Here is a 25,740-nt window from a genome sequence, read left to right as displayed (position 1 = left end):
TACCACTTAAAATGTGATAAAAACCGACTAGAATCAATATTTCAGCGAAATGATTAAAATTTACAGAATAACGACGGCTTATATATGATTATTACAACTTAATATTGCAAATTAATAGATTTAAAAATATGACCAATCTCATTGATTTTAAAAAGAATTTGTTGTGTTAATGGTTTGTTTAAATGATGATTTGTAGTCGCTTGCTATCCAAACCTTGAGTGCAAACGTGTGCTGAACTTTAGAGTTTTAACTCTACTTGAGTTTTGAGTGAGTAAAATTTTTTGGGGGTATTTCCGCAGGGTGTTAACTAGTGGTATGATGAGTAAATTAGAACAAAATAATTAAATTGGATTGAAGTGTAGATGGTCATTAAGGCAAAGAGCCCGGCAGGATTTGCAGAAAAGTATATCATTGAAAGTATTTGGAATGGCCGTTTCGCTCCAGGTTCTATCTTGCCCGCAGAGCGTGAGCTTTCTGAGCTGATTGGTGTTACACGTACTACGCTTCGTGAAGTACTTCAGCGTCTTGCTCGTGATGGTTGGTTGACAATCCAACACGGTAAGCCAACTAAAGTTAATCAGTTTATGGAAACGTCAGGTCTTCATATCCTTGATACATTAATGACGTTGGACGTTGATAACGCAAGTAAAATGGTAGAAGACCTGCTTGCTGCTCGTACTAACATCAGCCCTATCTTTATGCGTTATGCATTCAAAGCAAATAAAGAGGCTTCAGAGCGTACGATTACTAACGTAATTGAATCTTGTGAATCTTTACTTGCGGCACCTACTTGGGATGAATTCTTAGAATCGTCGCCATATGCTGACAAGATCAAACAATCGGTGAAAGAAGACGTAGAAAAAGATGAAGCGAAGCGTCAAACGATCTTAATTGCTAAAACTTTTAACTTCTACGATTACATGCTTTTCCAACGTTTAGCATTCCATTCAGGTAACCAAATTTATGGCCTGATCTTCAATGGTGTTCGTAAGTTGTACGACCGTGTTGGCAGCTACTACTTCTCTAACCCAGAAGCTCGTCGTTTAGCCATGGAGTTCTACAAAAACTTGTTTGTTATTTGTGAAAGCGGTGAGCGTGAGAATTTACCACTTGTGATTCGTAACTACGGTATCGCAAGCGCACAGATTTGGAACGAGATGAAGACAACGTTACCGACAAACTTTACTGAAGACGACAGCTAAGTCTTTTCATAAAAGTATTGTTCGGTTGTTTTACTTATTGAGTAAACGACGTAAAGAAACGAAAAAGCGGCGAGATAATCAAATTATCTCGCCGCTTTTTATTTATTGATAGTTGGTGAAAACGTATCAATAGGCAGTAACTTACCCTGCAAACTCTTCTGAGTCTGGACGGTTAGTAAATTGCACGCCATTTAGAAAATCGCAAAGTAGTTGGTCTTCACATACTTTGTAGTTCTTGTTCTCTGGCTTACGGAAGTAGGCACCAATCTCGTACTTACTTAGGCTGATGCCTACCACTTCTAATATATCTAATACATCTTCTGCTTTCATGTTCAACGCAATACGCAGCTTCATGAAAATCATGTTGTTAGTCAGAGCAACTTCAGGTTTAGGTTGAACACCTTCTTTTTTGCCACGCTTAATATTGATAAAACCATTTAGGAATACCGCTAACTCTTTATCTTTCATCTTAGAGCATGACTTGTCGTTGTCGTCTTTTAGCCAATTAATCACTTGGTCATGAGCAACGGTCACATCAGCTTGCTCGATAGCTTTAATGATCTGTGCATTTTTAAGGTTTAGCGCGTGTTGAATACGACGCAAGATTTCGTTGTTAGTCACTGGGGATTCCTAAAAAGGGTTTGAAGAGTAAAAGGTGTTGGTTAGCCCGTTATTGTCGGCAAACAAATTTCTACTCTACATAGCATAGTTGACGGCGACTCTAACAGAGAACGCTTATTTTCGGTAGATATAAAAAATCCCCAATGCTTATCAACTCATTCAAGTTAAAAGTGCATTAGGGATTTCGCTATGAGTGCTTGTTATCTGACTGAAGCCAGAGCTACATTACACGCATGCCAGGTTGAGCACCTTCGTGTGGTTCAAGGATCCACAAGTCACTGCCACCAGGACCAGCAGCTAAGATCATGCCTTCAGACATACCAAACTTCATCTTACGAGGTTTTAGGTTGGCTACCATTACAGTTAGCTTGCCTTCTAGCTCTTCAGGTTTGTATGCTGACTTGATACCAGAGAATACTTGGCGAGTTTCACCACCGATGTCCAGTTGGAACTTCAGTAGCTTGTTCGCTTTTGGTACTTCTTCACATGAGATAATACGAGCAATACGCATATCGACTGCTGCAAAGGCATCGAATTCAATCTCGTCTGCGATTGGCTCTTTGTCTAGCTCAGTTTGGCTTGCTTGCTCTTTTTCAGCTTCTGCTTTTTCTTTCGCAGCGGCTTCTGCGGCTGCATCTTCTTTAGAAGACTCGATCATTGCTTCTACTTTCTTCGGATCAATACGGCTAAACAACGCCTTGAACTTAGTGATTTCGTGATCAGTTAGCGGAGTAGCAATCGCTTCCCACGTAAGCTCTTCGTTTAGGAAAGCCTCAGTGCGAGCCGCAAGCTCTGGCATAACGGGTTTAAGGTAAGCCATTAGCACGCGGAATAGGTTAATACCGACAGAAGAAACTTCTTGAAGCTCTTTCTCTTTACCTTCTTCTTTTGCAAGAACCCAAGGTGCTTTTTCGTCGATGTACTGGTTAGCTTTATCAGCTAGTGCAGTAATTTCACGGATAGCGCGGCTGAACTCACGAGTTTCGTATAGCTGACCGATACGCTCAGCAGCAGCAACGAATTCGTTGTATAGCTCAGGTTCTGCAAATTCAGCAGCAAGTTTGCCTTCAAAACGCTTCGTGATGAAGCCAGCGTTACGAGACGCTAGGTTAACAATCTTGTTTACTACATCCGCGTTTACACGTTGAGTGAAGTCTTCAAGGTTAAGGTCAAGGTCATCGATACGGCTGTTTAGCTTAGCAGCGTAGTAGTAGCGTAGACACTCAGGGTCTAGGTGATTTAAGTACGTACTTGCTTTGATGAATGTGCCTTTCGACTTAGACATTTTCGCACCGTTCACCGTTACGTAGCCGTGTACGAATACGTTGTTTGGCTTACGGAAACCAGCGCCTTCAAGCATTGCAGGCCAGAATAGGCTGTGGAAGTAAACGATGTCTTTACCGATGAAGTGGTAAAGCTCAGTTGTGCTGTCTTTCTTCCAGTATTCGTCAAAGTTGAGATCGTCGCGCTTGTCACATAGGTTCTTGAAAGAAGCCATGTAGCCAACAGGAGCGTCTAGCCAAACGTAGAAAAATTTGTTTTTCTCGCCTGGGATTTCGAAACCGAAGTAAGGTGCATCACGTGAGATATCCCACTGTTGCAGGCCAGACTCGAACCATTCCTGCATTTTGTTTGCAGTTTCATTCTGTAGAGAGCCAGAACGAGTCCACTCTTTTAGCATGCTTTCGAACTGAGGCAGATCGAAGAAGAAGTGCTCAGAATCTTTCATTACTGGAGTTGCGCCAGAAACCGCTGATTTAGGGCTAATTAGCTCAGTTGGGCTGTATGTCTCACCACAGTTATCACAGTTATCACCATACTGGTCTTCTGACTTACACTTAGGGCAAGTACCTTTTACGAAGCGGTCTGGTAGGAACATCTCTTTCTCAGGATCGAAAAGCTGAGAAATAGTACGGCTAGAAATGAAGCCGTTCTTTTTAAGTTCTAGATAGATGTGAGAAGCCAGTTCACGGTTCTCTTCACTATGTGTGCTGTGGTAGTTATCAAAGCTGATATCAAAGCCAGCGAAGTCTTTTTGGTGCTCTTCACTAACAGCAGCGATCATCTCTTCTGGCGTGATACCCATCTGTTGAGCTTTAAGCATAATTGGCGTGCCGTGAGCATCGTCAGCACAGATGAAGTTTACAGTGTTGCCACGTAGACGCTGGTATCGAACCCAGATATCAGCTTGGATATGCTCAAGCATATGACCAAGGTGAATAGAGCCGTTAGCGTACGGAAGCGCACAAGTTACCAAAAGTTGTCTTGGATCAGTTGCCATACTTAATAATTCGCTTTTTTGATAGGTATAAATTTTGAGAGGTAATACTACTTTATAACGTGTGATACGCCAAGTTATCAGACAAAGGATTCCCCTAGTTTTTTAGGGGTTCAGTCTTCATCTCGTGGGTGATAGCATAAATAAAAAAAGGAGCCCCAATGCGTAACTTTACTTCTAAGCAAGATTTCTGTTCATGGCTGAATGAGTTCGAGTCACCAATTCTCATCCCAGAGTGGGCGCTACACCAAAATATTGTATCGGTTGATCCGCGTGGATCATTCATTATTACTTTACCCTTTGCTGCTAATCAGCTCGCAATTGAACTGGAACAGTGGATCCACTCCCAGATTGAACAGCAACTTGTTAGTGCTTTTCAGTTTGAAGTACAAGTGAAGCCGTCTGCGCTAGAAACAACAGTCGCGACACCTTTGAAGGGCGTTAAGAACATTATCGCCGTGACGTCGGCAAAGGGTGGGGTGGGTAAATCGACTACTTCTGTAAACCTTGCGCTTGCGTTATCTAAGTCAGGTTCAAAAGTGGGCTTGTTGGATGCGGATATCTACGGTCCATCTGTGCCTATGATGCTTGGTCAGCTAGACGCAAAACCAGAAGTACAGAATAACAAATGGATGATGCCAATCGAAGCGCACGGCATTTTTACGCATTCTATCGGTTACCTTGTATCAAAAGATGATGCAGCTATCTGGCGTGGTCCAATGGCGGCGAAAGCATTAGGTCAGCTTGTTAACGAAACCGTATGGCCAGAGTTGGATTACCTTGTTATCGACATGCCACCGGGCACGGGTGATATTCAGTTAACGCTTTCGCAGCAGATCCCAGTGACGGGCGCGGTTGTGGTGACCACCCCTCAAGATTTGGCATTAGCCGATGCGCGTAAAGGTGTGGCGATGTTTGATAAAGTGAGCGTGCCAGTGGCAGGCTTAGTGGAAAACATGAGCTACCATATCTGTAGCCACTGTGGCGAGAAAGAGCATATCTTTGGCGCTGGTGGCGCGGAAGCCATGTCAGAAGAGTTTTACCTCGATATCTTAGCGCAAATCCCGCTGCACATTGATGTACGTGAAGATATTGATGCAGGTTGCCCAACCGTTATACGTCGTCCAGATAGTGAACACACGCGTCATTACTTAGAGCTTGCTGAGAATGTGGCTGCGAAGATGTTCTGGACGGGAAAAGCGAGACCAGAGGCGATTAACTTCTCGATGGTTGAATAGCAATGGCTGATCACAAAGGTGTGTAAATCATGTTTGGGTGAGATAAACAACGGTTGGATTAAGTGGATAGCCATAGGGCTTGTGCACATAGTTGTATTTAAGTTATTTGAAAGCAAACGATTGTTTTAAGTAAATGTATTGAGATCATCAATTTGACTGCAATTAGCTAACATCGCGACTAGAATCTATATGCTTTAGCCCCTATAATCAGGCGGTTTATCTCTTCCCACCACCAAACCATATCGGGTGCAAATTAATGTCTGATAATAATCAATGTGTCATCGTAGGTATCGCTGGCGCTTCAGCTTCAGGAAAAAGCCTGATCGCGAGTACGATTTATAATGAGCTGCGCGAAAAAGTAGGCGACCATCAAATTGGTGTTATCACGGAAGATTGCTATTACAGCGACCAAAGTCACTTGAGTATGGAAGAGCGAGTTAAAACTAACTACGACCACCCAAATGCACTAGATCATGACCTTTTATGCGAACATCTACAGCAGCTAATGAGTGGCAATGCCGTGGAAGTTCCTGAATACAGCTACACAGAGCACACACGCACTTCTGAAACGACTACACTTACTCCTAAGAAAGTGATCATTTTAGAAGGTATTCTGCTTCTGACAGACCCGCGTCTTCGTAAACTAATGCACGCAAGCGTATTTATGGATACACCGTTGGACATCTGTCTACTACGTCGTGTTAAGCGTGATGTAGAAGAGCGTGGTCGAACAATGGATACGGTACTTAAACAATACCAAGAAACAGTACGCCCAATGTTCATGCAGTTTATCGAGCCTTCAAAACAACATGCAGACATCATCGTTCCTCGTGGTGGTAAAAACCGTATTGCGATTGATGTTCTAAAAGCGCATATTGCGAAGTTGTTGAAGTCTTAATCGAATAAAATTTTGCCTAAGTGACTCACTTAGCTTTATTTTTTACCGAATCAGTGGCACTTTTATAGTGCCACTTTCTTTTGGAATCTAAGCAAGGAATATGCGGATGAAGAAACTACTCATTTTCATAGCTGTACCACTGTTTGTTGTCGTTGCAGCAACTCTGGCACTAGTGCTGTTAGTGAATCCCAACCAATTTAAGCCATTAATTGTCGAACAAGCCCAAAAACACACAGGCCTAGAGCTCGTGATCGAGGGTGATATCAGTTGGCAATTCTTCCCATCTATTGGCTTCGAACTTGGTCAAACTGAATTACGTAACCCTGAAGGGTTCACTCAACCAAACCTGTTTAAGGTTGATACGGTTGGCGTTGATGTTTCGGTTACTCCGCTATTTAGCAATCAACTAGAGATCGGCAATATCACTCTAGATGGTGCAGAATTTTATTTAGAAACGCTTAAAGATGGTCGCAAGAACATCGATGCGCTCACACAAGTGTCTGCTCCTAAGGAGTCTGAACCTGCAGCGGATACAAGTTCTGAAGCAACACCGGCGCCTCAAGAGCAAACTTCTACAGACACATCTGGCTGGACGATCAATCTTGCAGGTGTAACTGTCTCAAACGCATTGTTTGAGATGGACGACAAGCAAGCAGGTTCATTCACTAAGCTATACGATGTGTCTTTGAGTCTTTCTGAGTTTGCCGTTGATACATGGACGACCGCGACGTTTGCGGCTTCTGGTGAAAACAACCAACAGAAGTTCTCTGCAAATGGCAGTGCTGAATTCAAATTAGCGGAAGGCTTTGCAAGCTACGCATTACGAAATATTGACCTTAATGCGAAGTTCAATGATCCAGCAACGTCGATCGAGTCAGCGAAGATTGGCTTAAATACGTTTGAGTTCGATAAGGTTAACCAATTGACTTATGCGGTGATTGGTAATGCTGCTGGTCTTGACCTTGATCTTAAAGGTGGCGGTGACTTAACTGTCGATAGCGCGATCTCAAAAGTTACACTAAACAAGTTAACATTAGACTCAACATTCAAAGGTGAAACGCTTCCTCAATCACCAATGAAAGTGGATATGCTGTCTGACTTAAGCTTTGATCTAACTAAGAGTCACTTGAGCTTTGTGCTAGAGAAGCTGCAAGCTAACGCTATCGCACTAGACGGTAAAGCGGACATCACTTTATCTGAAATACCAAAGGTTCGTTTTTCTCTTCATAGCCCGAACATCGATTTAGATGAGTTTTTAGGCCTAGGTAATACATCAGAAACAGCGAGTGCTGCGCCTTCTGATTCTGCTGGTGGCTCAACTTCAAATACTACAGCTTCTTCGACGTCAAGTTCAGATAACTCGGCTCCTGCGAAAGAAGTAGAACCTGATCTGTCAGCTCTGAAAACGCTCGATGTGAAAGGTAATATCACAATCGATAAGTTCAAGGCGAACAACGCAAAAATGCAGAACGTGAAAACTGCGTTCTTAGTTAACCGTGGTATCGCAGATCTGACATCGTTTACCTCGAATCTTTACCAAGGCTCTATCTCGGCAACAGCACGATTAGATGCACGCAAGACGCCTGCGACTTACACGGCTAAGAAAAAGATTAAAGGCGTAAAAGTACAACCGTTACTGGTTGACGTAGCGAACAACGATACGCTGGAAGGTACCGGTAATATCGATGTTAACGTTAAAGGTAAGAGCTTGACGCCAACAGGAATCAAGAAGAACTTGGTAGGTACTATTGCGATTGACTTTGAAGATGGTGCGGTTAATGGCATCAACATCGCGCAACTGATTAGAGAAAACTACGCTAAGATCAAAGGCGAAAAAGTCGAAAGCAAAGATGAGTCTCAAAAGACAGATTTTAGTGCAATGAAAGCAACACTCAAGGTTGATAAAGGTTGGGTTTCAACGAACGACTTATCGGCACAGTCGCCTCTTTTACGCGTGACAGGTCAAGGTAAAGCAAACTTCATCAATGAAACGGTCGACTTCCTGGTTCGCACGTCAATTGTTGGTTCGCTTGAAGGCCAGGGTGGTAAGAGCATTGATGATCTCAAAGATGTGACGATTCCAATTAAGGTAACCGGCCAGTGGGCTGACCCGAAATTTGGGCTTGTTTTTGATGATGTGTTGAAACAGAAAGCTGAAAAAGAGATTGATCGCGGTATTAAGAAACTTGAAGAAAAATACGGTGACAAGATCAAAGATGAGAAAACTAGAGATGCAGTCAATGGTTTACTCAAAGGCTTGTTTAACTAATCGCCATTTTAAATAAATAGCATATAAATAGCGCCATTCCTTATTACGAGGAATGGCGCTTTTGTTTGGCTGCCGATAATACCCAAGAGAGATTCCCTATGAAGCTCGCCCCTCGCATTAGGGAATGACGATAGGTATTAGTGCCTTGTTCAAGGGCGTGACAGTCTAGTGGTCGTCATCCTCGAGAGGGAAGAATGACCGAGTCGGGGATCTCTGGTTGAATGCAATTACCAGTCAACGCCTTGCAGAGCTTTAACACCAGATTCAAAAGCGTGTTTAACGTTACGAACTTCAGACACGGTATCGGCCATGTCCGTTAAAGTTCGATGCGCTCCACGGCCTGTGATGATCACTGATTGCATTTTAGGGCGGTTATTCAGAGCTTCTACCACTTCATCCAATTCAATGTAGCCATAGCTCACCATGTACGTCAGCTCATCAAACAGAATTACATCAATCGACTCATCAGCTAGCATGCGTTGGCACTCTTTCCATACGCGCTGTGCGGCTTCAATATCTTTCGCCTTATTTTGAGTTTCCCAAGTAAAGCCTGTACCCATCACTTGGAACTCTACATCGAGTTTTTGAAGAACGTTCTTTTCACCGTTATCCCAGGTTCCCTTTACAAACTGAGCAACGGCACATTTCTTACCGTGACCGACTGCACGTGTAATCGTACCGAAACCTGATGTCGATTTCCCTTTCCCGTTGCCAGTAATAACCAATAACAGTCCTTTCACTTCTTGCGCTGCTGCAACACGTGCATCGACTTGCTCTTTTACTTTCTGCTGTCTTGCTTTGTGGCGTTGTTCTTTGTTGTCTTCGGTCGACATAACAAATCCTTTTAAGTTGTGATTACGCCTATCATAGCCTAACTTAACGATAGCAAAAACCATCGGAAGAACAGGTGATTATGGATGAAAAAGATACTCGTGGTTTGTATGGGGAATATTTGTCGTTCACCAACAGGTGAAGCGGTGCTGAGAAAGAAAGCTCAGCAGATGGATATTAATGTAACGGTCGACTCCGCTGGGACAATTGGCTTTCATCAAGGCAACGCGCCAGACTCACGTTCAAAATCAGCAGGAGAGAAGCGAGGCTACAGCTTTAAAGGGATTACTTCTCGTAAAGTGGTAGATAATGACTTCGAAGAGTTTGACCTGATACTTGCGGCAGACAAGGAGAATTTAGATGACTTAGTGAGCCAGTGTCCAGTTCACCTCCAATACAAGCTCGCGTTATTTTTGAGTTTTGGAGAGTCACAATATCAAGAAATTCCCGATCCTTATTATGGTGAGGGGAATGGCTTTGAATTAGTGTTGGATTTAATCGAAGAGTCGAGCGAAGCGATACTGCGTTCAATATAGTGTAGAGGCTGTGTTCTTGGTGGGCGATAAAGTATCAAGGTTCATCGATATAAAAAAGGCCGACATTGAATGTCGGCCTTTCTAAATCTAGCTTTAAGCTATGACTAAGCTTACTTAGACATTACTTTGTAGATTGGGTCTTCTGCAACGTTCGCTTCAACTAAGCTACCGGCTTTGTGCAGCATAGCAACACAGTCTTGGCTTAGGTGGCGAAGGTGAAGTGTTTTACCTAGTGCCGCGTAACGGTCAGCAATCGTGTCGATCGCTTCAATAGCAGAGTGGTCAGTAACGCGTGAGTTTGCGAAATCAACGATAACATCTTGTGGATCGTTGTATGAGTCAAACAACTCAAGGAAGTTAGCGGTTGAACCAAAGAAGATTGGACCGTTAACTTTGTACTCTTTAGAGCCTTCAGCGTTAACCGATGTGTCTGCGTAGATGTGCTTAGCATGTTGCCATGCAAACATTAGTGCAGAAGCAACAACACCCACACCAACTGCTACCGCAAGGTCTGTTAGTACTGTAACTACAGTTACAAGGACGATAACGAAGAAGTCTTGCTTAGGAACGCGACGTGCCAACTTGAAGGTTGCCCATTCAAACGTACCGATAACAACCATGAACATAACGCCCACAAGTGCTGCTAGAGGAATCATTTCAATCAGTGCAGAGCCGAACAGGATGAACATCAGTAGTGCAACTGCCGCTACGATACCTGAAAGACGACCACGACCACCTGAGTTTACGTTGATCATCGATTGACCGATCATCGCACAACCACCCATCGCGCCAAATACTGAACACGTCACGTTCGCCATACCTTGACCAACACATTCGCGGTTAGATTGGCCACGAGTGTTTGTCATTTCGTCTAGTACGGTTAGCGTTAGTAGTGATTCGATTAGACCAATCGCTGCAAGAATCACTGCGTAAGGCAGGATGATGTATAGCGTTTCTAGGCTAAACGGTACTGCTGGAATAGAGAATGTTGGTAGAGAGCCCGCTAGTGTTGCTGCTTCGTCACCAGACATAGTACGTAGGAAATCAACAACAGTGCGAGTTTCAAGATCAAGGCCTACAACCAAAGCTGTTACTGTAACAATAGCTACCAATGAAGAAGGTACTGCTGTAGTGAGCTTAGGTAGGAAGTAGATGATACCCATAGTGAGTGCGACTAGACCTAGCATTAGTGTCATTTGACCGCTTGGTAACCAAGTTAGCGCACCTGTTACGTCTGGTGCTTTAAATTGTCCAAGCTGCGCTAAGAAGATAACGATCGCTAAACCGTTCACGAAACCAATCATTACTGGGTGCGGAACGATACGGATGAATTTACCTAGCTTAAATACACCCGCTGCAATTTGCAGAAGGCCGGCTAGCATAACTGCCGCAAATAGGTATTGAACGCCATGGGTTGCTACTAGGCTAACCATTACAACAGCCATTGCGCCAGTTGCACCAGAAATCATACCTGGACGACCGCCGAAGACAGAAGTGATTAAACCTACGATGAATGCTGCGTAAAGACCAACCATTGGGTCAACGCCTGCAACAAAGGCGAATGCTACGGCTTCAGGTACTAGAGCTAAGGCTACGGTAAGACCTGAAAGCACATCATTTTTTACAGAGTGCTTTGAAAATTGTGGGAATTCGAACATGTTTGCTCAGCTATGCTTAAAATGGGTTTACCGACACGAGTGTATTGCGTAGCCAAACAGTGATGAAAAAGAGCGGCAATAGCTAAGTGTCGAAAATATAAGTGCGCGAATGCTACCCAAAAATGTGATTAAGTTCAAGGTTGAACCCTATTTTGAGTAATATATCTATTATAACTAATCGGAACTGTGGATATAAAAAAAGGGCGACTTATGAATAAGTCGCCCTTAGATAGTTCTCTGCAGATTACTCTGCGAAGCTCATTAGTATTGAGGTTTAGTCATGCCTGCGCCGGCTTTATTTGACGCTGCTTGGCTACCTGCACCTTTCGATACAAAACGCTCAGTACGGAATGGAGCCGCAACAACTTGAATCTCTTTGATCTCTTGAGGACCAGGAGCTTTAGTCATTGGTGAACCTGCTTGTTTTTTAGCAACAGCTGCCTTTGGTGCCGCTTTAGGAGCTTCTGCTTTTACAACAGGCGCTTCTTCAACTTTTGCACTTTCAGCTTTAGGTGCTTCAGCTTCAACAACTGGTGTTGTCTTTTCTACTGCAACAGGCGCTTCGACTTTCGTCGCTTCTACAATCACTGGAGCTTCAACTTTTTCAGTTTCAACAACCACTGGTGCTTCTTCAACGACTACAGGAGCTTCAACTACCGCAGGAGCTTCAGTTACCTGAGTTTCAACGACAGTTTCAGCTTCTTCACGGCGGATAATGACTTTACCCATCGCAAGTTCAGGACATGCAAAGCCGCCAGCCATAGCTGTGTTACTTTGTGGTGCCGTCTCTTGAGCTACGTTTTGCTCTTGTACAGCAACTTGAGTTTCAACTGCTACTTGAACTTCAGCCACTTCAGGTTTTGCCTGATTATGGTGAGGTTTTGGAATGAAGCGAGGCATCACTTTACCCATAGCCATCTCTGGAGAAGCTACACCACCTTTACGTAGGCGGAATGGGTTAGGACGACGATCACGACCGCGACGACGACGTTGACCACTTGCACGTAGGTGACGTGGAGAACGACGGTTGCGACGTTGCTTCGGCTCTTCCTGTTCTGTTTGTTCATCAGCGTTTGCTTGAGTTGCTTCTACTTGTTCCGCAACTTTTTGCTCTTGAGCTACTGATTGTTCTTTCGCAATAGACTGTTCTTTAGCAACAGCAGACTCATTTGACGAGTTTTCTGAAGCTTCAGCTTGTTGGTCTTTAATACGAACTTGTTTGTTCAGTTTACGACGCTGACGACGCTCTTTAATCTTAGCTGCTTTCGCTTCTGGCTTAGCCTTAGGCGCTTCTAGTTTATCAGCTTGAGCTTCTGCCGCTAGCTGTAGACCTTCTTCTGCTAATTTAGATGGTGCTAGCTCTTCGCGTTGCTTCTGCTCATCACGTGGCTTATTGCGACGGTCTTGCTTAGGCTTACGAGGCTGGCGATTTTGCTGTGGAGCAGTTTCTTTCTGCTCTTCAGGTTTCTCATCACGAACTGGTTTACGACGGCGTTTGTTGTCACGGTTTTCGTTACGATTGTCACCACGCTCACCACGTTGTTCACCACGGTCACCACGTTGGTTACGACGACGGTTATCGTTACGATCACGGCGTTGACGGTTGCCGTTGTTGCGATTGTTGCGATTGTTCTTAGGTTTCTCTTCTTGCTTCTCTTCTTCTTTTTTCTCTTCTTGAGTTGAAGAGCCAAATAAGAAGCTACCGATAGCTTTGAAGAAACGACCAACTAAACCTGGTTCTTGAGTCGCTGCTGATTCAGCTTTTTTCTCTTCTACAGCTTTAGGAGCTGGAGCAGGAGTCGGTGCTGATTGAGCAGGAGCTGCGAAGCCTTTAAGAGCTGGCTCTTCGATCTTCTTAGGACGAATAGTCTGTTCTGCAGGCTCTTTGCTTTCTGCTTCTTTTAGAGCTTCTAGCTTGGTAGGCAGCAAGTAAGACAGTAGGTCGAACTCTTCACCTTCACGAACACGGATAACCTCAAAGTGCGGTGTTTCCATATCAGAGTTAGGAACTACAGTGATCTTAACTTCTTGGTTCTTCTCGATGTGGTTTACTGAGCGACGTTTTTCGTTCAATAGGTAAGAAGCGATAGGAACAGGGACTACAGCAAGAACTTGCGCAGTGTTGTCTTTTAGAGCTTCTTCTTCGATCAGACGTAGAACAGATAGTGCTAGAGATTCGTTATCACGAACAACACCAGTACCTGTACAACGAGGACAAATGTGGTGGCTTGCTTCTGCTAGTGATGGACTCAAACGTTGACGAGACATCTCTAGAAGACCAAAGCGAGAAATACGACCAATCTGAACACGTGCGCGATCTAAACGAACGGCATCACGTAGACGATTTTCTACTTCGCGTTGGTGGCGAACCGGAGTCATATCGATAAAGTCGATAACAACAAGACCACCTAGGTCACGTAGACGTAATTGACGTGCAATTTCATCGGCTGCTTCTAGGTTAGTGTTAAGTGCTGTTTCTTCGATATCGCCGCCCTTTGTTGCACGAGCAGAGTTGATATCGATAGAAGTCAGAGCTTCTGTTGGGTCGATTACGATAGAACCACCAGATGGAAGACGAACTTCACGTTGGAAAGCAGATTCGATCTGGCTTTCAATCTGGTAATGGCTGAATAGTGGTACTTCACCATCGTATTTCTTAACGCGATTCATGAAATCTGGGCGTATTAATTGAATGTGCGCTTGTGCACGTTCAAAAATAGTATTGCTGTCGATTAGAATCTCGCCAATATCACGACGTAGATAGTCACGAATCGCACGAACGATAACGTTACTTTCTTGGTGAATAAGGAAAGGAGCTGCATTTGAATCAGAAGCTTGCTTGATAGCGCCCCAGTGATTCAATAGAACGTTCAAGTCCCACTCAAGCTCTTCTGCACTTTTGCCTACACCCGCTGTACGCACGATTAAGCCCATACCTTGAGGAAGCTCAAGAGTGCTTAATGCTGCTTTCAGTTGAGTGCGTTCATCACCTTCGATACGACGAGAAATACCGCCAGCGCGAGGGTTATTTGGCATAAGAACTAAGTAACTACCCGCCAAAGAGATGAAAGTTGTCAGTGCAGCGCCTTTGCTACCACGTTCTTCTTTCTCAACTTGTACGATTACTTCTTGTCCTTCTCTTAGCACTTCTTTAATGCTAGGACGGCCTTGGTATGTATAACCTTCAGGGAAGTATTCGCGGGCAATTTCTTTAAGAGGGAGGAAACCGTGACGTTCTGCGCCGTAATCAACAAATGCCGCTTCTAGGCTTGGTTCAATACGGGTAATACGTCCTTTGTAGATATTCGCTTTCTTTGATTCGTGACCTGGACTTTCGATATCTAGATCGAACAGTCGCTGGCCATCAACCAAAGCGACACGCAACTCTTCTTTTTGAGTTGCGTTAATTAACATTCTTTTCATTTAGAAATTCTCATTGTCTTTTCTTATTTTCATCATTGGTCTTATCGCTTTAGTTCGTTTCTCATGGTGCCAGATCCCATGGCTTTATCGGTGCAGCCTCCCGGCTGGAGAGGGATGCTCTGGGGCACGTCAGTCATCATAGGGAGTTAGCCTATGATCCGCGATGTGGCGGTGAATACTCAACATGAGTGTACGTGAGTAGAGCGATAAGGAACTCAGTTGACCGTGTCTTACGCCGATTGCAGCACTGTCTAATCTGAGTCATCTACTCATTTACTTGCTTATGAATGGTTAGCTGTTTAAATATTAGTCAATCCATTGATAGCAGCTGTGAACTATAGCAGTGGTCGGTAAACACAGCAATCTGCTTTGTCGTAATGCGGTAAAAAAAACAGTTTTTGTTTGGGTTTTGATAGCTCTAACTCACTGCCTATAAATAATTTATCAATTGATATTTTAATTTGCAGGAAGCTTGGTGCTTTTTTGTTCGAAGAATCAAAGAAATATAGAACTTCAATGCCCTTTTAGGGATAGAGTCGCAGGGATTTTAGATAAATAAGTTCAGAATAGGGTTAAGAAAATCTCAATTATCAAAAGTGACAGTGATACAATAACCCAATGAGCGAAATTAGAACCCAAGTCCAATTTGTCGACATTGACGAAGATATGGCTGGTCAGCGTATTGATAACTTCTTACGCAACCAATTAAAAAACATCCCGAAAAGCATGATTTACCGAATCGTGCGTAAAGGCGAAGTCCGCGTTAACAAGAAACGTATCAAGGCTGAGTACAAACTAAAAGCTGGCGACTTAGTACGTATCCCTCCCGTTACTATTGAAGAGAAAACGGAAGAGAACGTACCGAGTACGAAACTCAATAAGGTTTCGGAATTGGAACAGTGCATCATCTATGAAGATGATCACATGCTGATTCTCAATAAACCATCAGGTACTGCGGTTCATGGTGGCAGCGGCTTGAAGTTTGGCGCGATTGAAGCATTGCGTGCTCTTCGCCCTGATGCTCGTTTTCTTGAGTTAGTGCACCGTATTGATAGAGATACGTCTGGCATTTTGCTTGTTGCTAAGAAGCGCTCGGCGCTAAGACACCTTCAAGCACAGTTCCGTGAAAAAACGGTTCAAAAATACTATTTCGCTTTAGTGATGGGCGAATGGAAGAACAGCTGTAAAGTCGTCAACGCACCTTTGTTAAAAAATGAAGTGAATAGCATTGTTCGAGTGAACCCGAATGGTAAAGCTTCTGAAACCCGCTTTAAGGTTTTAGAGAAATTCCAAGAGGCGACGTTGATTCAAGCTAGCCCAATTACAGGCCGTACACACCAAATCCGTGTGCACGCTCAGTATACTGGTCATCCAATAGCTTGGGATGATCGTTACGGTGATCGTCGTTTCGATGCTTATACGGGTAAAGTAGGACTGAATCGTCTGTTCTTACATGCAGCCAACATCAAGTTTACCCACCCAGGTAGCGAAGAGAAGATGGATATCTCGGCGCCAATGGAAAGAAGGTTAGAGAAAGCCTTAACTGGTTTACGTAAGCTTTAAGAAGATACGAGATTTTTCGTGAATTGAGTATCAGATGCATCAAATGGAAAAGGTTGACGAATATCGTCAACCTTTTTTTGTTTTCATATGTTGCAGAAGCTCCCCAACTCGCTCGTTCCTCGCTCTTGAGGATGACGACTTTTTAAGGTCACGTTCTATATCATTAGCGGATTAGATAAAATTGCGCGTTCCGTCATTCCCTAGACTGACGAAGGAAGGAGTAGGGAATCTCCAACAGAGTGCTAAGTACCGCTTACAACACATTTCTTCCTTGTGCCTCAAGCATATCGACTAAATCGATCAGCGGTAAGCCGATCAGCGTGTTTGGGTCTTTACCTTCCATCTGTTTAAACAATGCAATACCTAACCCTTCGCACATAAAACTGCCCGCGCAGTAATAAGGCTGCTCTTTCTCAACATAAGAAATGATCTGTTGCTCAGTTAAATCGCGGAAATGCACAACAAAGGTGTCGAGACGCGTGTCAGCTTTACTGGTCTCGCTGTTCCATACCGTTATCCCAGTATAGAAAGTGATGCTCTTACCACTTTGACGAGACAACTGCTCAATCGCTTTTTCACGAGTATGAGGTTTGCCAATGATTTCTTCGTCAATCACACATACTTGATCGGAACCAATCACTAGGCTTGGTTGTTCGACAGCACAAGACTTGGCTTTGGTCTCAGCAAGACGCATTACCAATTGTTGAGGAGTCTCTTCTGGAAGTGGAGTTTCATCGCAGTCAGGCTTCGCTGTGACAAAGTCTAACTGTAATTTTTTGAGGATCTCTTGCCTAAATGGAGATGTAGAAGCTAAAACTAGTTGGTAATTTCTCATTTTAATTTACAATTCGTGTAAGCATTTAGTTCAGGATAACGTAACTTAGCCTGCTATTCATAATGCTCTGAACAGGAAAGGTAGGAAAGTACATTTTTTTTGCCATTTCCTTTGACTAAACACGATTTGGAAGATAAGATTCGCGCCCTATGCAAAAGGAAAAAATACCGCGTACAGTTGATCCGGCAAGAACGGCTCAAAAACGACTCGATATGGATGGTATCATTCAAGTCAGTCTTTTAAAGCGTTTAACCGAAACAACTGAAGGCGTAAAACGTGACGCGCAAGTCTCAATGTCATTTGGGCTTGATGAACAACGATTAGTCGTTATCTCTGGTAAAGCTAACGTCGAAGTCGATTTAGAGTGTCAACGTTGTAATGAGGTTTTCGCACATGAGTGCGATGTCCAATTTACTTATACTCCTGTTTACAGCGAGAAAAGTGAAGAGGAAGCACCGGAAGAGTACGATTTGGTAGATCTGAACGAGTACGGTGAGTTAGACCTGATTCAATTAGTTGAAGACGAGTTCATCCTTGGATTGCCACAAATAGCAATGCACGACGATGCGAAATGTAGCGTTAACTCAAATAACTTGGTGTTTGGTGAACTTCCTGAAGAAATTGAGGAAGATAAAAAGCCGAATCCATTTGATGTTTTAAAAAACTTAAAGAAGTAACTTATTAGTAAGTATCTTTAAGAATTTACATAGGAGTAGGGTCAATGGCCGTACAAAAGAGCAAGAAATCACGTTCAATGCGTGGCATGCGTCGTTCACACGATGCGCTAACTACAGCTGCACTTTCTGTAGACGCAACTTCAGGTGAAACTCACCTACGTCACAACGTGACTGCCGAAGGTTTCTACCGCGGCAAAAAGGTTATCAACAAGTAAGGTTGACCTTTGCAAAATCTAACCGTTGCGCTTGATGCAATGGGCGGGGACTTCGGTCCTCGTGTTACAGTGCCTGCCGCCGTGCAGGCACTGTCGTATTTCCCAGAGCTAAAAGTCATTCTAATAGGTGATCGAAACGCGATCACATCTCAATTATCTTCATTAGGTCGAATGCCTGATTCTCGTTTGAGTATCCAGCATTGTGATCGAGTCATTTCCAATTCTGAAAAACCTTCACTGGCCCTACGCAATAGTCAGGGTAGCTCTATGCGTGCTGCTATCGATCTGGTTGCCGAGTCACAAGCTGATGCTTGTGTGAGTGGTGGCAACACCGGCGCACTGATGGCGTTATCTCGTTTCCGACTCAAACTCCTTCCTGGTATTGATAGGCCTGCATTGGTTTCAGCTTTGCCTACCGCTTCTGGCAACCGTACATGGATGCTTGATTTAGGAGCGAACGTTTCTAGTGACGCGGATTCACTGTTTCAGTTTGCCGTAATGGGCAGTGCATTAGCAGAACAACATTTAGGTCGCGTGCCTAGTGTCGCTATCTTGAATATCGGCGCTGAAGAAATCAAAGGCAATGACCTTGTAAAACGATGCGCTGAAATGTTGTCGAATACTCAGTCTGTGAACTTCATAGGCTATATTGAAGGTAATCAATTACTTCAAGATGCTGCTGATGTCGTCGTATGTGATGGTTTTGTGGGCAATGTCTGCTTAAAAACGTGTGAAGGTACGGCTCAGCTCTTTATTGATAAGCTAAAAACGCGCATGATGGCTTCAACAATAAAGGGTTGGATCGCCAGAATGTTGTTTTCTGAGCTATTTACTGAATTAAAAACCTTGAACCCCGACCAGTATAACGGCGCAAGTTTGTTAGGATTGCGCGGCATTGTCATTAAAAGCCATGGAAGTGCTGATGTGTCTGCAGTCGTCAACGCGATTGGTGAGGCAGTACACGAGGTCAAACGACAAGTCCCCAGTCGCATTAGCGATCGTTTGGAAGCGGTTTTACTCGAGAGGCATTATTAGTCTTCATGTATAGCAAAATTTTAGGTACTGGCAGCTACTTGCCATCTCAGGTGCGTACTAACGCAGACTTAGAGAAAATGGTAGAGACTAGCGATGAGTGGATCGTTGCTAGAACAGGTATTAAAGAGCGTCGTATTTCAGCGGAAAACGAAACTGTTGCGGATATGGCGTTTTACGCTGCTGAGAATGCCATTGAAATGGCAGGTATCGACAAAGAAGATATTGATTTAATCATCGTTGCGACAACCAGCAGTAGCCACACATTTCCGTCTTCGGCATGTCAGGTACAAGGCAAGCTTGGTATCAAAGGCTGCCCTGCGTTTGATTTGGCTGCGGCGTGTTCTGGTTTTGTCTACGCACTGTCTGTTGCTGATCAACACATCAAGACTGGCATGTGTAAGAACGTTTTGGTAATCGGTGCGGATGCACTGTCAAAAACCTGTGATCCGACTGACCGCTCTACTATCATCTTATTTGGTGATGCTGCAGGTGCGGTGGTTGTTGGCGCAAGCGAAGAGCCAGGTATTTTGTCTACTCACATTTACTCTGATGGTAAATATGGTGAGCTTCTAAGCCTAGAAGTTCCAGAGCGTGGCGGTGATGCGGACAAATGGTTGCACATGGCGGGCAACGAAGTATTTAAAGTGGCGGTAACTCAGCTTTCTAAGCTAGTGAAAGACACATTAGCGGCGAACAATATGGATAAGTCAGAGCTTGATTGGTTAGTTCCACATCAAGCGAACTACCGTATTATCTCGGCAACCGCTAAAAAGCTGACGATGTCGCTTGATCAAGTTGTGATTACTCTTGATAAGCACGGCAATACGTCGGCAGCTACCGTACCAACGGCCCTTGATGAGGCTGTTCGCGACGGGCGAATTAAACGTGGTCAAACGCTTCTACTTGAAGCGTTTGGTGGCGGCTTCACTTGGGGTTCTGCGTTAGTTAAATTCTAACCCCAAGCGATAATCAACAAACAAGGCACATAACTTATGTGCCTTATTCAATTTTTTGCTTTGCTTAAAGGAAAATTACTATGAGCAAATTTGCTATCGTATTCCCAGGCCAAGGCTCTCAAGCTATCGGTATGCTTGCTGACCTAGGCGAACAGTATGATGTTGTTAAAAAGACATTTGCTGAAGCTTCAGAAGCACTTGGTTACGATCTATGGGCATTGGTTCAAGATGGTCCAGTAGAAAATCTAAATGAAACTTTCCGTACTCAACCGGCTCTACTAACAGCGTCTGTTGCAATCTGGCGTGTATGGCAAGAGCTTGGTCTAGAGCAACCTGCAAAACTAGCCGGCCACAGCCTAGGCGAATACTCTGCACTAGTGTGTGCGGGTGTTATCGACTTTAAAGAAGCTATCAAGCTAGTTGAGCTACGTGGTCAACTGATGCAAGAAGCGGTTCCTGCGGGTGTTGGTGCAATGTACGCAATCATCGGTCTAGATGATGAAGCTATTGCTACAGCGTGTGAAGAAGCGGCACAAGACGAAGTTGTGTCTCCAGTTAACTTCAATTCACCTGGCCAAGTTGTTATCGCGGGTAACAAAGCAGCAGTAGAGCGCGCTGGTGCACTATGTAAAGAAGCGGGCGCTAAACGTGCTCTTCCTTTACCAGTATCTGTGCCGTCTCACTGTGCCCTTATGAAGCCTGCAGCAGACAAGCTAGCGGTTGCTCTGGAAGCTCTAGAGTTCAACACGCCGGCACTGCCTGTTATCAATAACGTTGATGTTATTGCTGAAACAGACCCGGCAAAAATCAAAAGCGCACTTGTTCGCCAGCTGTACAGCCCAGTTCGTTGGACTGAAGGTGTACAAGCTATGAATGAGCAAGGCGTAGAGAAGCTACTAGAATTAGGCCCAGGTAAAGTTCTTACCGGTCTAACAAAACGAATCGTAAAAACTATGACAGCTGCTGCAGTTAATGACACTGCATCACTAGAAGCTGCTAAGTAAATAAACACTTAATAGAGAAGTTATGATGAATTTAGAAGGCAAAGTTGCACTAGTTACAGGCGCAAGCCGTGGTATCGGTCGTGCAATCGCTGAACTTTTAGTTGAGCGTGGTGCTAAAGTTATCGGTACTGCTACGTCTGAAGGCGGCGCTGCTGCAATCAGTGAGTACCTAGGTGAGAACGGTAAAGGTCTTGCTCTTAATGTAACGGATGTTGACTCAATTGCAGCTACACTGAAAACCATCAACGATGAATTCGGTGCGATTGACATTCTGGTTAACAACGCAGGTATCACTCGTGATAACCTACTTATGCGTATGAAAGACGATGAATGGAATGACATCATCGATACTAACCTAACGCCTATCTTCCGCATGTCTAAAGCTGTATTGCGTGGCATGATGAAGAAGCGTCAAGGACGTATCGTAAACGTTGGTTCTGTAGTCGGTACTATGGGTAACGCTGGTCAAGCTAACTACGCAGCTGCAAAAGCAGGCGTAATTGGTTTTACTAAATCAATGGCTCGTGAAGTTGCGTCTCGTGGTATTACAGTGAACACTGTAGCACCTGGTTTCATCGAAACTGACATGACTAAAGCGCTAAATGATGACCAACGTGCAGTAACTTTGGCGAATGTACCAGCAGGTCGACTAGGTGACCCTCGCGAAATCGCTGAAGCTGTGGTATTTTTGGCGTCACCTGCGGCAGCTTATATCACAGGTGAAACACTTCACGTCAATGGCGGTATGTACATGGTGTAAATTATGTGCAACATTTGTGCATGATTTAAGTCAAGATCATACGTAATTTCGGTTAAAATCGTGAAAATTGTGGTTTGACCAGAAAAGTTGACCTTGCAACTTTCAATAGATTGAATAAACTACGGAAAACATCGCATAAAGCGAACTCTGTAAAGGAAAAGAAAAAATGAGCAACCTCGAAGAACGCGTAAAGAAAATCATTGTTGAACAGCTAGGTGTAGACGAAGCTGAAGTTAAAAACGAAGCTTCTTTCGTTGATGACCTAGGTGCAGATTCTCTAGACACAGTTGAGCTAGTAATGGCTCTAGAAGAAGAATTCGACACTGAGATTCCAGATGACGAAGCTGAGAAAATTACTACTGTTCAAGCTGCTATCGATTACGTAACTAGCGCTCAGTAATAATCTCTCCCAGGCGGTCACCTCGACCGCCTGTGTTTTATCTAACTCATCTATCCTCATCTTAAATCACCTCAATCCCCGGAGTGTAATATCGTGTCCAAGCGTCGTGTAGTTGTCACTGGCATGGGTATGTTGTCGCCGGTAGGCAACACTGTAGAATCTTCTTGGAAAGCCCTGCTAGCTGGTCAAAGTGGTATCGTTAATATCGATCATTTTGACGCAACCAATTTCTCAACTCGTTTTGCAGGTCTAGTTAAAGACTTTAACTGCGAAGAGTATATGACTAAAAAAGATGCTCGTAAGATGGACTTGTTCATCCAGTACGGCGTCGCAGCAGGTATTCAAGCTTTAGATGATTCAGCCCTAACTATTACTGAAGAAAACGCTCCTCGTGTAGGCGTTGCTATCGGTTCTGGTATTGGTGGTCTTGGTTTGATCGAAGCCGGTCACAAGGCTCTAACTGAAAAAGGCCCTCGTAAAATCAGCCCGTTCTTCGTACCGTCGACGATCGTGAATATGATTGCGGGTCACATGTCTATCATGCGTGGCCTACGCGGTCCAAACATCGCGATCTCTACAGCATGTACGACTGGCCTACATAACATTGGCCACGCGGCTCGTATGATTGCATACGGCGATGCTGACGCAATGCTAGCGGGTGGTGCTGAAAAAGCATCGACACCACTAGGTATGGGCGGTTTTGGTGCGGCTAAAGCACTGTCTACTCGTAACGATGAGCCTCAAAAAGCTTCTCGTCCATGGGACAAAGGCCGTGACGGCTTCGTTCTTGGTGACGGTGCAGGCATGATGGTTCTTGAAGAGTATGAACATGCTAAAGCTCGTGGCGCTAAGATTTACTGTGAGCTAGTTGGCTTCGGTATGTCGGGTGACGCTTACCACATGACATCTCCAAGTGAAGATGGCTCTGGTGGTGCACTAGCAATGGAAGCGGCTATGCGTGATGCTGGCATTACTGGTGAACAAATCGGTTATGTTAATGCACACGGTACTTCGACTCCTGCAGGTGACGTAGCGGAAGTTAAGGGCATCAAGCGTGCTCTTGGCGAAGCAGGCAGCAAGCAAGTCTTGGTTTCTTCTACGAAATCAATGACAGGCCACCTTCTAGGTGCTGCAGGTTCTGCTGAAGCGATTATCACAGCGATGTCTCTAATTGATCAAATTGTTCCACCAACAATCAATTTAGATGATCCTGAAGAAGGCTTAGATATTGACTTAGTACCCCACACTGCGCGTAAAGTTAGCGGTATGGAATATGCTGCATGTAACTCATTCGGTTTCGGTGGTACAAACGGCTGTTTGATCTTCAAAAAGATTTAATCATCTTATATAAGAGTCAAACATCGTAGATAGTCATAATTAGAACTGTTTTTAAACGGCTCGATGCTTTAGCATTGAGCCGTTTCTTTTTATGGGGAAAAACATGTTTTGGGTTGATGGAGAAAGTCAGCAAACTGTCGATATCTTAGATCGCTCGTTTCAGTATGGAGACGGCTGTTTTACTACCATGCTTGTTCAAGATGGCCAGATTCAATATTTTCACGATCATCAGCGTCGTGTTGATGATTGTCTTAAAGCGTTACGCATTTCCGAACTTGATTGGAATACGGTTAACCTTTGGCTCGATAATGCACTTGAACATATCCAACACAATGCGCTTCCTGGTACAAAGAGCCTTAATGGTTCAACGAATCTTCAAGATAAAAACAAGCCTCATAATCAAAAAGCTGGGATAAAGCTACACGTTAGCCGTGGGGCCGGCGGTCGTGGCTACAGTACCAAGAATATCGCCAAGCCAACGATAACCATCAGTACATTTGATTTCCCTAGTCATTATTCAGCGTGGCAAGATTCTGGTGTAGAACTCGGTATCTGCCAACAAGCACTAGGTTTGAGCCCATTGCTCGCAGGTCATAAGCACAATAATCGTCTTGAGCAGATCTTGATGAAAGATGAAATGGATCAGGCCGATGAAGCTGATGGCGTGGTTCTGGATATATCAGGTAATGTGATTGAAACCACCATGGCTAATCTGTTTTGGCGCAAAGGTCAGATGATATATACACCTCAACTGACGCAAAGTGGTGTGGCGGGGGTTATGCGTAAGCAAGTGTTAACCGCGCTGAATCAAGCTGAACTTTCCGTTACAATTAGTGACTACTGCTTATCTCAACTCATGCAAGCTGATGAGATTTTCATGACCAACTCCATCTTAGGGGTTGCCCCAGTTACCCGTATTAGTGATACCCAATTCAACATTGGAACCGTTACTCGTAGCCTTCAAGGACAACTAAACTCGTGATCAAAAAGTTATTTATTTTTATTACCTTGTGCTTAATTGCAGCCGCTGCTGCTGGTTTTTATGTTTACAACCAAGCGCAAGATAACCTGAAACAAGTTATTCAATTAGAAAAACCGCAGGTGGTTACCGTTGCTTCAGGTAGCAGCTTTAACCGTGTTCTAGCACAGTTGATTAACGAGGGGCTTTTTGAGGCTTCTCCTTACGAGAAATTAATCCGTAAGTTACATCCTGAGCTTGTAGACGTAAAAGCGGGTACATTCCTGCTTGAACCCGGTTTAACCCTAGAGCAGACGCTACAAGTGCTTGTCGAAGGGAAAGAGCACCAATTTACCATTACCTTCGTAGAAGGCAGTCGTTTTGACGAGTGGCTTGTTCAGTTAAAAGACAACGAATTCATACAGCAGACGTTGAATGATGTCTCTGAAAAAGAAATCGCACAAAAGCTTGGTATCGAAAATGAAAAGCTAGAAGGCCTTTTCTTAGCGGAAACATACCACTACACCTATGGCACAACGGATTTAGATTTGTTGAAACGTGCCCACCGAGATCTGATGAACGTGGTCAATGATGAGTGGGAAAATAGAGCCGATAAACTGCCTCTTAAATCGCCTTATGAAGCGCTAATTCTTGCGTCTATCATCGAGAAAGAGACTGCTGTCGCTTCTGAGCGTGAGCGTGTGTCTTCTGTATTCGTTAACCGCTTGAACAAGCGTATGCGTCTGCAAACTGACCCAACGGTTATCTACGGCATGGGCGATAGCTACAAAGGCAATATTCGTAAGAAAGATCTACGCACACCAACGCCGTACAACACCTATACAATGAGCGGTTTACCGCCAACACCGATCGCGATGGCGGGTAAAGCGTCTATCAACGCGGCTCTGAATCCAGAGAAGAGCAACTACCTGTATTTTGTTGCGAGTGGAACGGGCGGTCACGTATTTTCAAAGAGTTTGACTGAGCATAACCGTGCAGTACGAGCTTACTTAAAGCAATTAAGAAAAAACAAATAAAGAAAGAA

At 44.1% G+C, this 25,740-nt stretch carries 22 protein-coding genes; 16 read left to right on the top strand and 6 right to left on the bottom strand.

The features are described 5' to 3' along the window. Nucleotides 1-362: 362 nt before the first annotated feature. On the top strand, nt 363-1,202 hold the full coding sequence (fadR, locus tag AB4180_RS18850; RefSeq protein WP_009848622.1) for a fatty acid metabolism transcriptional regulator FadR: 840 nt from the start codon (nt 363-365) through the stop codon (nt 1,200-1,202). A 141-nt stretch (nt 1,203-1,343) separates the two neighbouring features. On the opposite strand, the gene AB4180_RS18845 is transcribed toward fadR, so the two are convergent. Both AB4180_RS18845 and metG read right to left on the bottom strand, forming a co-directional pair. Beyond that, on the bottom strand, nt 1,344-1,823 hold the full coding sequence (locus AB4180_RS18845) for a DUF1456 family protein (RefSeq protein WP_017099045.1): 480 nt from the start codon (nt 1,821-1,823) through the stop codon (nt 1,344-1,346). 220 nt (nt 1,824-2,043) lie between these two features. Next, complete coding sequence (gene metG / locus AB4180_RS18840; RefSeq protein WP_017099464.1) at nt 2,044-4,104, bottom strand: methionine--tRNA ligase; 2,061 nt, start codon at nt 4,102-4,104, stop codon at nt 2,044-2,046. A gap of 158 nt (nt 4,105-4,262) precedes the next feature. On the opposite strand from metG, the gene apbC reads away from it, so the two are divergent. From apbC to AB4180_RS18825, 3 genes are all read left to right on the top strand, one after another. After that, nucleotides 4,263-5,339 (top strand): iron-sulfur cluster carrier protein ApbC, encoded by a 1,077-nt coding sequence (gene apbC / locus AB4180_RS18835; RefSeq protein ID WP_102248944.1) that lies wholly within the window; start codon nt 4,263-4,265, stop codon nt 5,337-5,339. 256 nt (nt 5,340-5,595) lie between these two features. Continuing rightward, entirely contained in the window at nt 5,596-6,237 is a 642-nt protein-coding gene (gene udk / locus AB4180_RS18830) for a uridine kinase (RefSeq protein ID WP_004734002.1), read from the top strand. Between the two features lie 106 nt (nt 6,238-6,343). Further along, nucleotides 6,344-8,506 carry an AsmA family protein gene (locus AB4180_RS18825; RefSeq protein ID WP_102248943.1) on the top strand — a complete coding sequence of 721 codons (2,163 nt, stop codon included), beginning with the start codon at nt 6,344-6,346 and terminating at the stop codon, nt 8,504-8,506. 227 nt (nt 8,507-8,733) lie between these two features. On the opposite strand, the gene cobO is transcribed toward AB4180_RS18825, so the two are convergent. Then, nucleotides 8,734-9,339, bottom strand: coding sequence for a cob(I)yrinic acid a,c-diamide adenosyltransferase (cobO, locus tag AB4180_RS18820; protein WP_029224060.1), 606 nt, complete (start codon nt 9,337-9,339; stop codon nt 8,734-8,736). 84 nt (nt 9,340-9,423) lie between these two features. Between cobO and AB4180_RS18815 the strand changes: the two genes are divergently transcribed. Beyond that, nucleotides 9,424-9,873: a low molecular weight protein-tyrosine-phosphatase gene (locus tag AB4180_RS18815; protein ID WP_012603561.1), complete on the top strand. Its 450-nt coding sequence runs from the start codon at nt 9,424-9,426 to the stop codon at nt 9,871-9,873. Between the two features lie 110 nt (nt 9,874-9,983). Here AB4180_RS18815 and AB4180_RS18810 read toward each other — a convergent pair whose 3' ends face one another. Beyond that, a complete protein-coding gene (locus tag AB4180_RS18810) occupies nt 9,984-11,531 on the bottom strand; it encodes a SulP family inorganic anion transporter (protein WP_102248942.1) in 1,548 nt (515 codons plus the stop codon). Between the two features lie 261 nt (nt 11,532-11,792). Next, on the bottom strand, nt 11,793-14,954 hold the full coding sequence (rne, locus tag AB4180_RS18805) for a ribonuclease E (RefSeq protein WP_102248941.1): 3,162 nt from the start codon (nt 14,952-14,954) through the stop codon (nt 11,793-11,795). A gap of 618 nt (nt 14,955-15,572) precedes the next feature. Between rne and rluC the strand changes: the two genes are divergently transcribed. Further along, nucleotides 15,573-16,517, top strand: a complete 945-nt coding sequence (rluC, locus tag AB4180_RS18800) for a 23S rRNA pseudouridine(955/2504/2580) synthase RluC (RefSeq protein ID WP_017099038.1) — start codon at nt 15,573-15,575, stop codon at nt 16,515-16,517. A 253-nt stretch (nt 16,518-16,770) separates the two neighbouring features. Here rluC and AB4180_RS18795 read toward each other — a convergent pair whose 3' ends face one another. Beyond that, complete coding sequence (locus AB4180_RS18795) at nt 16,771-17,352, bottom strand: nucleoside triphosphate pyrophosphatase (protein ID WP_102248940.1); 582 nt, start codon at nt 17,350-17,352, stop codon at nt 16,771-16,773. 149 nt (nt 17,353-17,501) lie between these two features. Between AB4180_RS18795 and yceD the strand changes: the two genes are divergently transcribed. The 10 genes from yceD to mltG all read left to right on the top strand — a co-directional run bounded on the left by yceD (nt 17,502) and on the right by mltG (nt 25,732). Continuing rightward, nucleotides 17,502-18,029, top strand: a complete 528-nt coding sequence (yceD, locus tag AB4180_RS18790) for a 23S rRNA accumulation protein YceD (RefSeq protein WP_004733994.1) — start codon at nt 17,502-17,504, stop codon at nt 18,027-18,029. Between the two features lie 44 nt (nt 18,030-18,073). Next, nucleotides 18,074-18,244 (top strand): 50S ribosomal protein L32, encoded by a 171-nt coding sequence (rpmF, locus tag AB4180_RS18785; RefSeq protein ID WP_004737376.1) that lies wholly within the window; start codon nt 18,074-18,076, stop codon nt 18,242-18,244. Nucleotides 18,245-18,253: 9 nt separating this feature from the next. Beyond that, the gene (gene plsX, locus AB4180_RS18780) at nt 18,254-19,279 is read left to right on the top strand and encodes a phosphate acyltransferase PlsX (protein ID WP_102248939.1); all 1,026 of its coding nucleotides are present in this window, start codon (nt 18,254-18,256) and stop codon (nt 19,277-19,279) included. Between the two features lie 5 nt (nt 19,280-19,284). After that, complete coding sequence (locus AB4180_RS18775; RefSeq protein WP_010437276.1) at nt 19,285-20,235, top strand: beta-ketoacyl-ACP synthase III; 951 nt, start codon at nt 19,285-19,287, stop codon at nt 20,233-20,235. Nucleotides 20,236-20,315: 80 nt separating this feature from the next. Continuing rightward, nucleotides 20,316-21,239, top strand: a complete 924-nt coding sequence (gene fabD / locus AB4180_RS18770; RefSeq protein ID WP_102248938.1) for an ACP S-malonyltransferase — start codon at nt 20,316-20,318, stop codon at nt 21,237-21,239. 25 nt (nt 21,240-21,264) lie between these two features. Continuing rightward, nucleotides 21,265-21,999, top strand: coding sequence for a 3-oxoacyl-ACP reductase FabG (fabG, locus tag AB4180_RS18765; RefSeq protein WP_029222897.1), 735 nt, complete (start codon nt 21,265-21,267; stop codon nt 21,997-21,999). A gap of 166 nt (nt 22,000-22,165) precedes the next feature. Then, complete coding sequence (gene acpP / locus AB4180_RS18760; RefSeq protein WP_012603569.1) at nt 22,166-22,399, top strand: acyl carrier protein; 234 nt, start codon at nt 22,166-22,168, stop codon at nt 22,397-22,399. Nucleotides 22,400-22,492: 93 nt separating this feature from the next. Beyond that, on the top strand, nt 22,493-23,737 hold the full coding sequence (fabF, locus tag AB4180_RS18755) for a beta-ketoacyl-ACP synthase II (RefSeq protein ID WP_004736554.1): 1,245 nt from the start codon (nt 22,493-22,495) through the stop codon (nt 23,735-23,737). 103 nt (nt 23,738-23,840) lie between these two features. Beyond that, a complete protein-coding gene (gene pabC, locus AB4180_RS18750; protein WP_017099036.1) occupies nt 23,841-24,719 on the top strand; it encodes an aminodeoxychorismate lyase in 879 nt (292 codons plus the stop codon). After that, the gene (mltG, locus tag AB4180_RS18745) at nt 24,716-25,732 is read left to right on the top strand and encodes an endolytic transglycosylase MltG (protein WP_017099035.1); all 1,017 of its coding nucleotides are present in this window, start codon (nt 24,716-24,718) and stop codon (nt 25,730-25,732) included. Before pabC ends, mltG begins: the two co-directional genes overlap by 4 nt. The last annotated feature ends 8 nt before the right edge of the window (nt 25,733-25,740 follow it).

Source organism: Vibrio sp. 10N.286.49.C3 (assembly GCF_041469545.1).
Lineage (GTDB): Bacteria > Pseudomonadota > Gammaproteobacteria > Enterobacterales > Vibrionaceae > Vibrio > Vibrio tasmaniensis_A.
The sequence above is the reverse complement of the archived record's forward strand: the minus strand, read 5'-3'. Positions and strand labels throughout refer to the sequence as shown.

Bases quoted from the DNA above. Each gene is read 5' to 3' on its own strand.
- udk (WP_004734002.1), top strand. From the start codon at position 5,596: ATGTCTGATAATAATCAATGTGTCATCGTAGGTATCGCTGGCGCTTCA.
- rluC (WP_017099038.1), top strand. From the start codon at position 15,573: ATGAGCGAAATTAGAACCCAAGTCCAATTTGTCGACATTGACGAAGAT.
- AB4180_RS18795 (WP_102248940.1), bottom strand. From the start codon at position 17,352: ATGAGAAATTACCAACTAGTTTTAGCTTCTACATCTCCATTTAGGCAA.
- rne (WP_102248941.1), bottom strand. From the start codon at position 14,954: ATGAAAAGAATGTTAATTAACGCAACTCAAAAAGAAGAGTTGCGTGTC.
- yceD (WP_004733994.1), top strand. From the start codon at position 17,502: ATGCAAAAGGAAAAAATACCGCGTACAGTTGATCCGGCAAGAACGGCT.
- acpP (WP_012603569.1), top strand. From the start codon at position 22,166: ATGAGCAACCTCGAAGAACGCGTAAAGAAAATCATTGTTGAACAGCTA.
- cobO (WP_029224060.1), bottom strand. From the start codon at position 9,339: ATGTCGACCGAAGACAACAAAGAACAACGCCACAAAGCAAGACAGCAG.
- pabC (WP_017099036.1), top strand. From the start codon at position 23,841: ATGTTTTGGGTTGATGGAGAAAGTCAGCAAACTGTCGATATCTTAGAT.
- fabD (WP_102248938.1), top strand. From the start codon at position 20,316: ATGAGCAAATTTGCTATCGTATTCCCAGGCCAAGGCTCTCAAGCTATC.
- AB4180_RS18810 (WP_102248942.1), bottom strand. From the start codon at position 11,531: ATGTTCGAATTCCCACAATTTTCAAAGCACTCTGTAAAAAATGATGTG.
- AB4180_RS18775 (WP_010437276.1), top strand. From the start codon at position 19,285: ATGTATAGCAAAATTTTAGGTACTGGCAGCTACTTGCCATCTCAGGTG.
- fadR (WP_009848622.1), top strand. From the start codon at position 363: ATGGTCATTAAGGCAAAGAGCCCGGCAGGATTTGCAGAAAAGTATATC.
- apbC (WP_102248944.1), top strand. From the start codon at position 4,263: ATGCGTAACTTTACTTCTAAGCAAGATTTCTGTTCATGGCTGAATGAG.
- AB4180_RS18825 (WP_102248943.1), top strand. From the start codon at position 6,344: ATGAAGAAACTACTCATTTTCATAGCTGTACCACTGTTTGTTGTCGTT.
- rpmF (WP_004737376.1), top strand. From the start codon at position 18,074: ATGGCCGTACAAAAGAGCAAGAAATCACGTTCAATGCGTGGCATGCGT.
- metG (WP_017099464.1), bottom strand. From the start codon at position 4,104: ATGGCAACTGATCCAAGACAACTTTTGGTAACTTGTGCGCTTCCGTAC.
- AB4180_RS18815 (WP_012603561.1), top strand. From the start codon at position 9,424: ATGAAAAAGATACTCGTGGTTTGTATGGGGAATATTTGTCGTTCACCA.
- fabG (WP_029222897.1), top strand. From the start codon at position 21,265: ATGAATTTAGAAGGCAAAGTTGCACTAGTTACAGGCGCAAGCCGTGGT.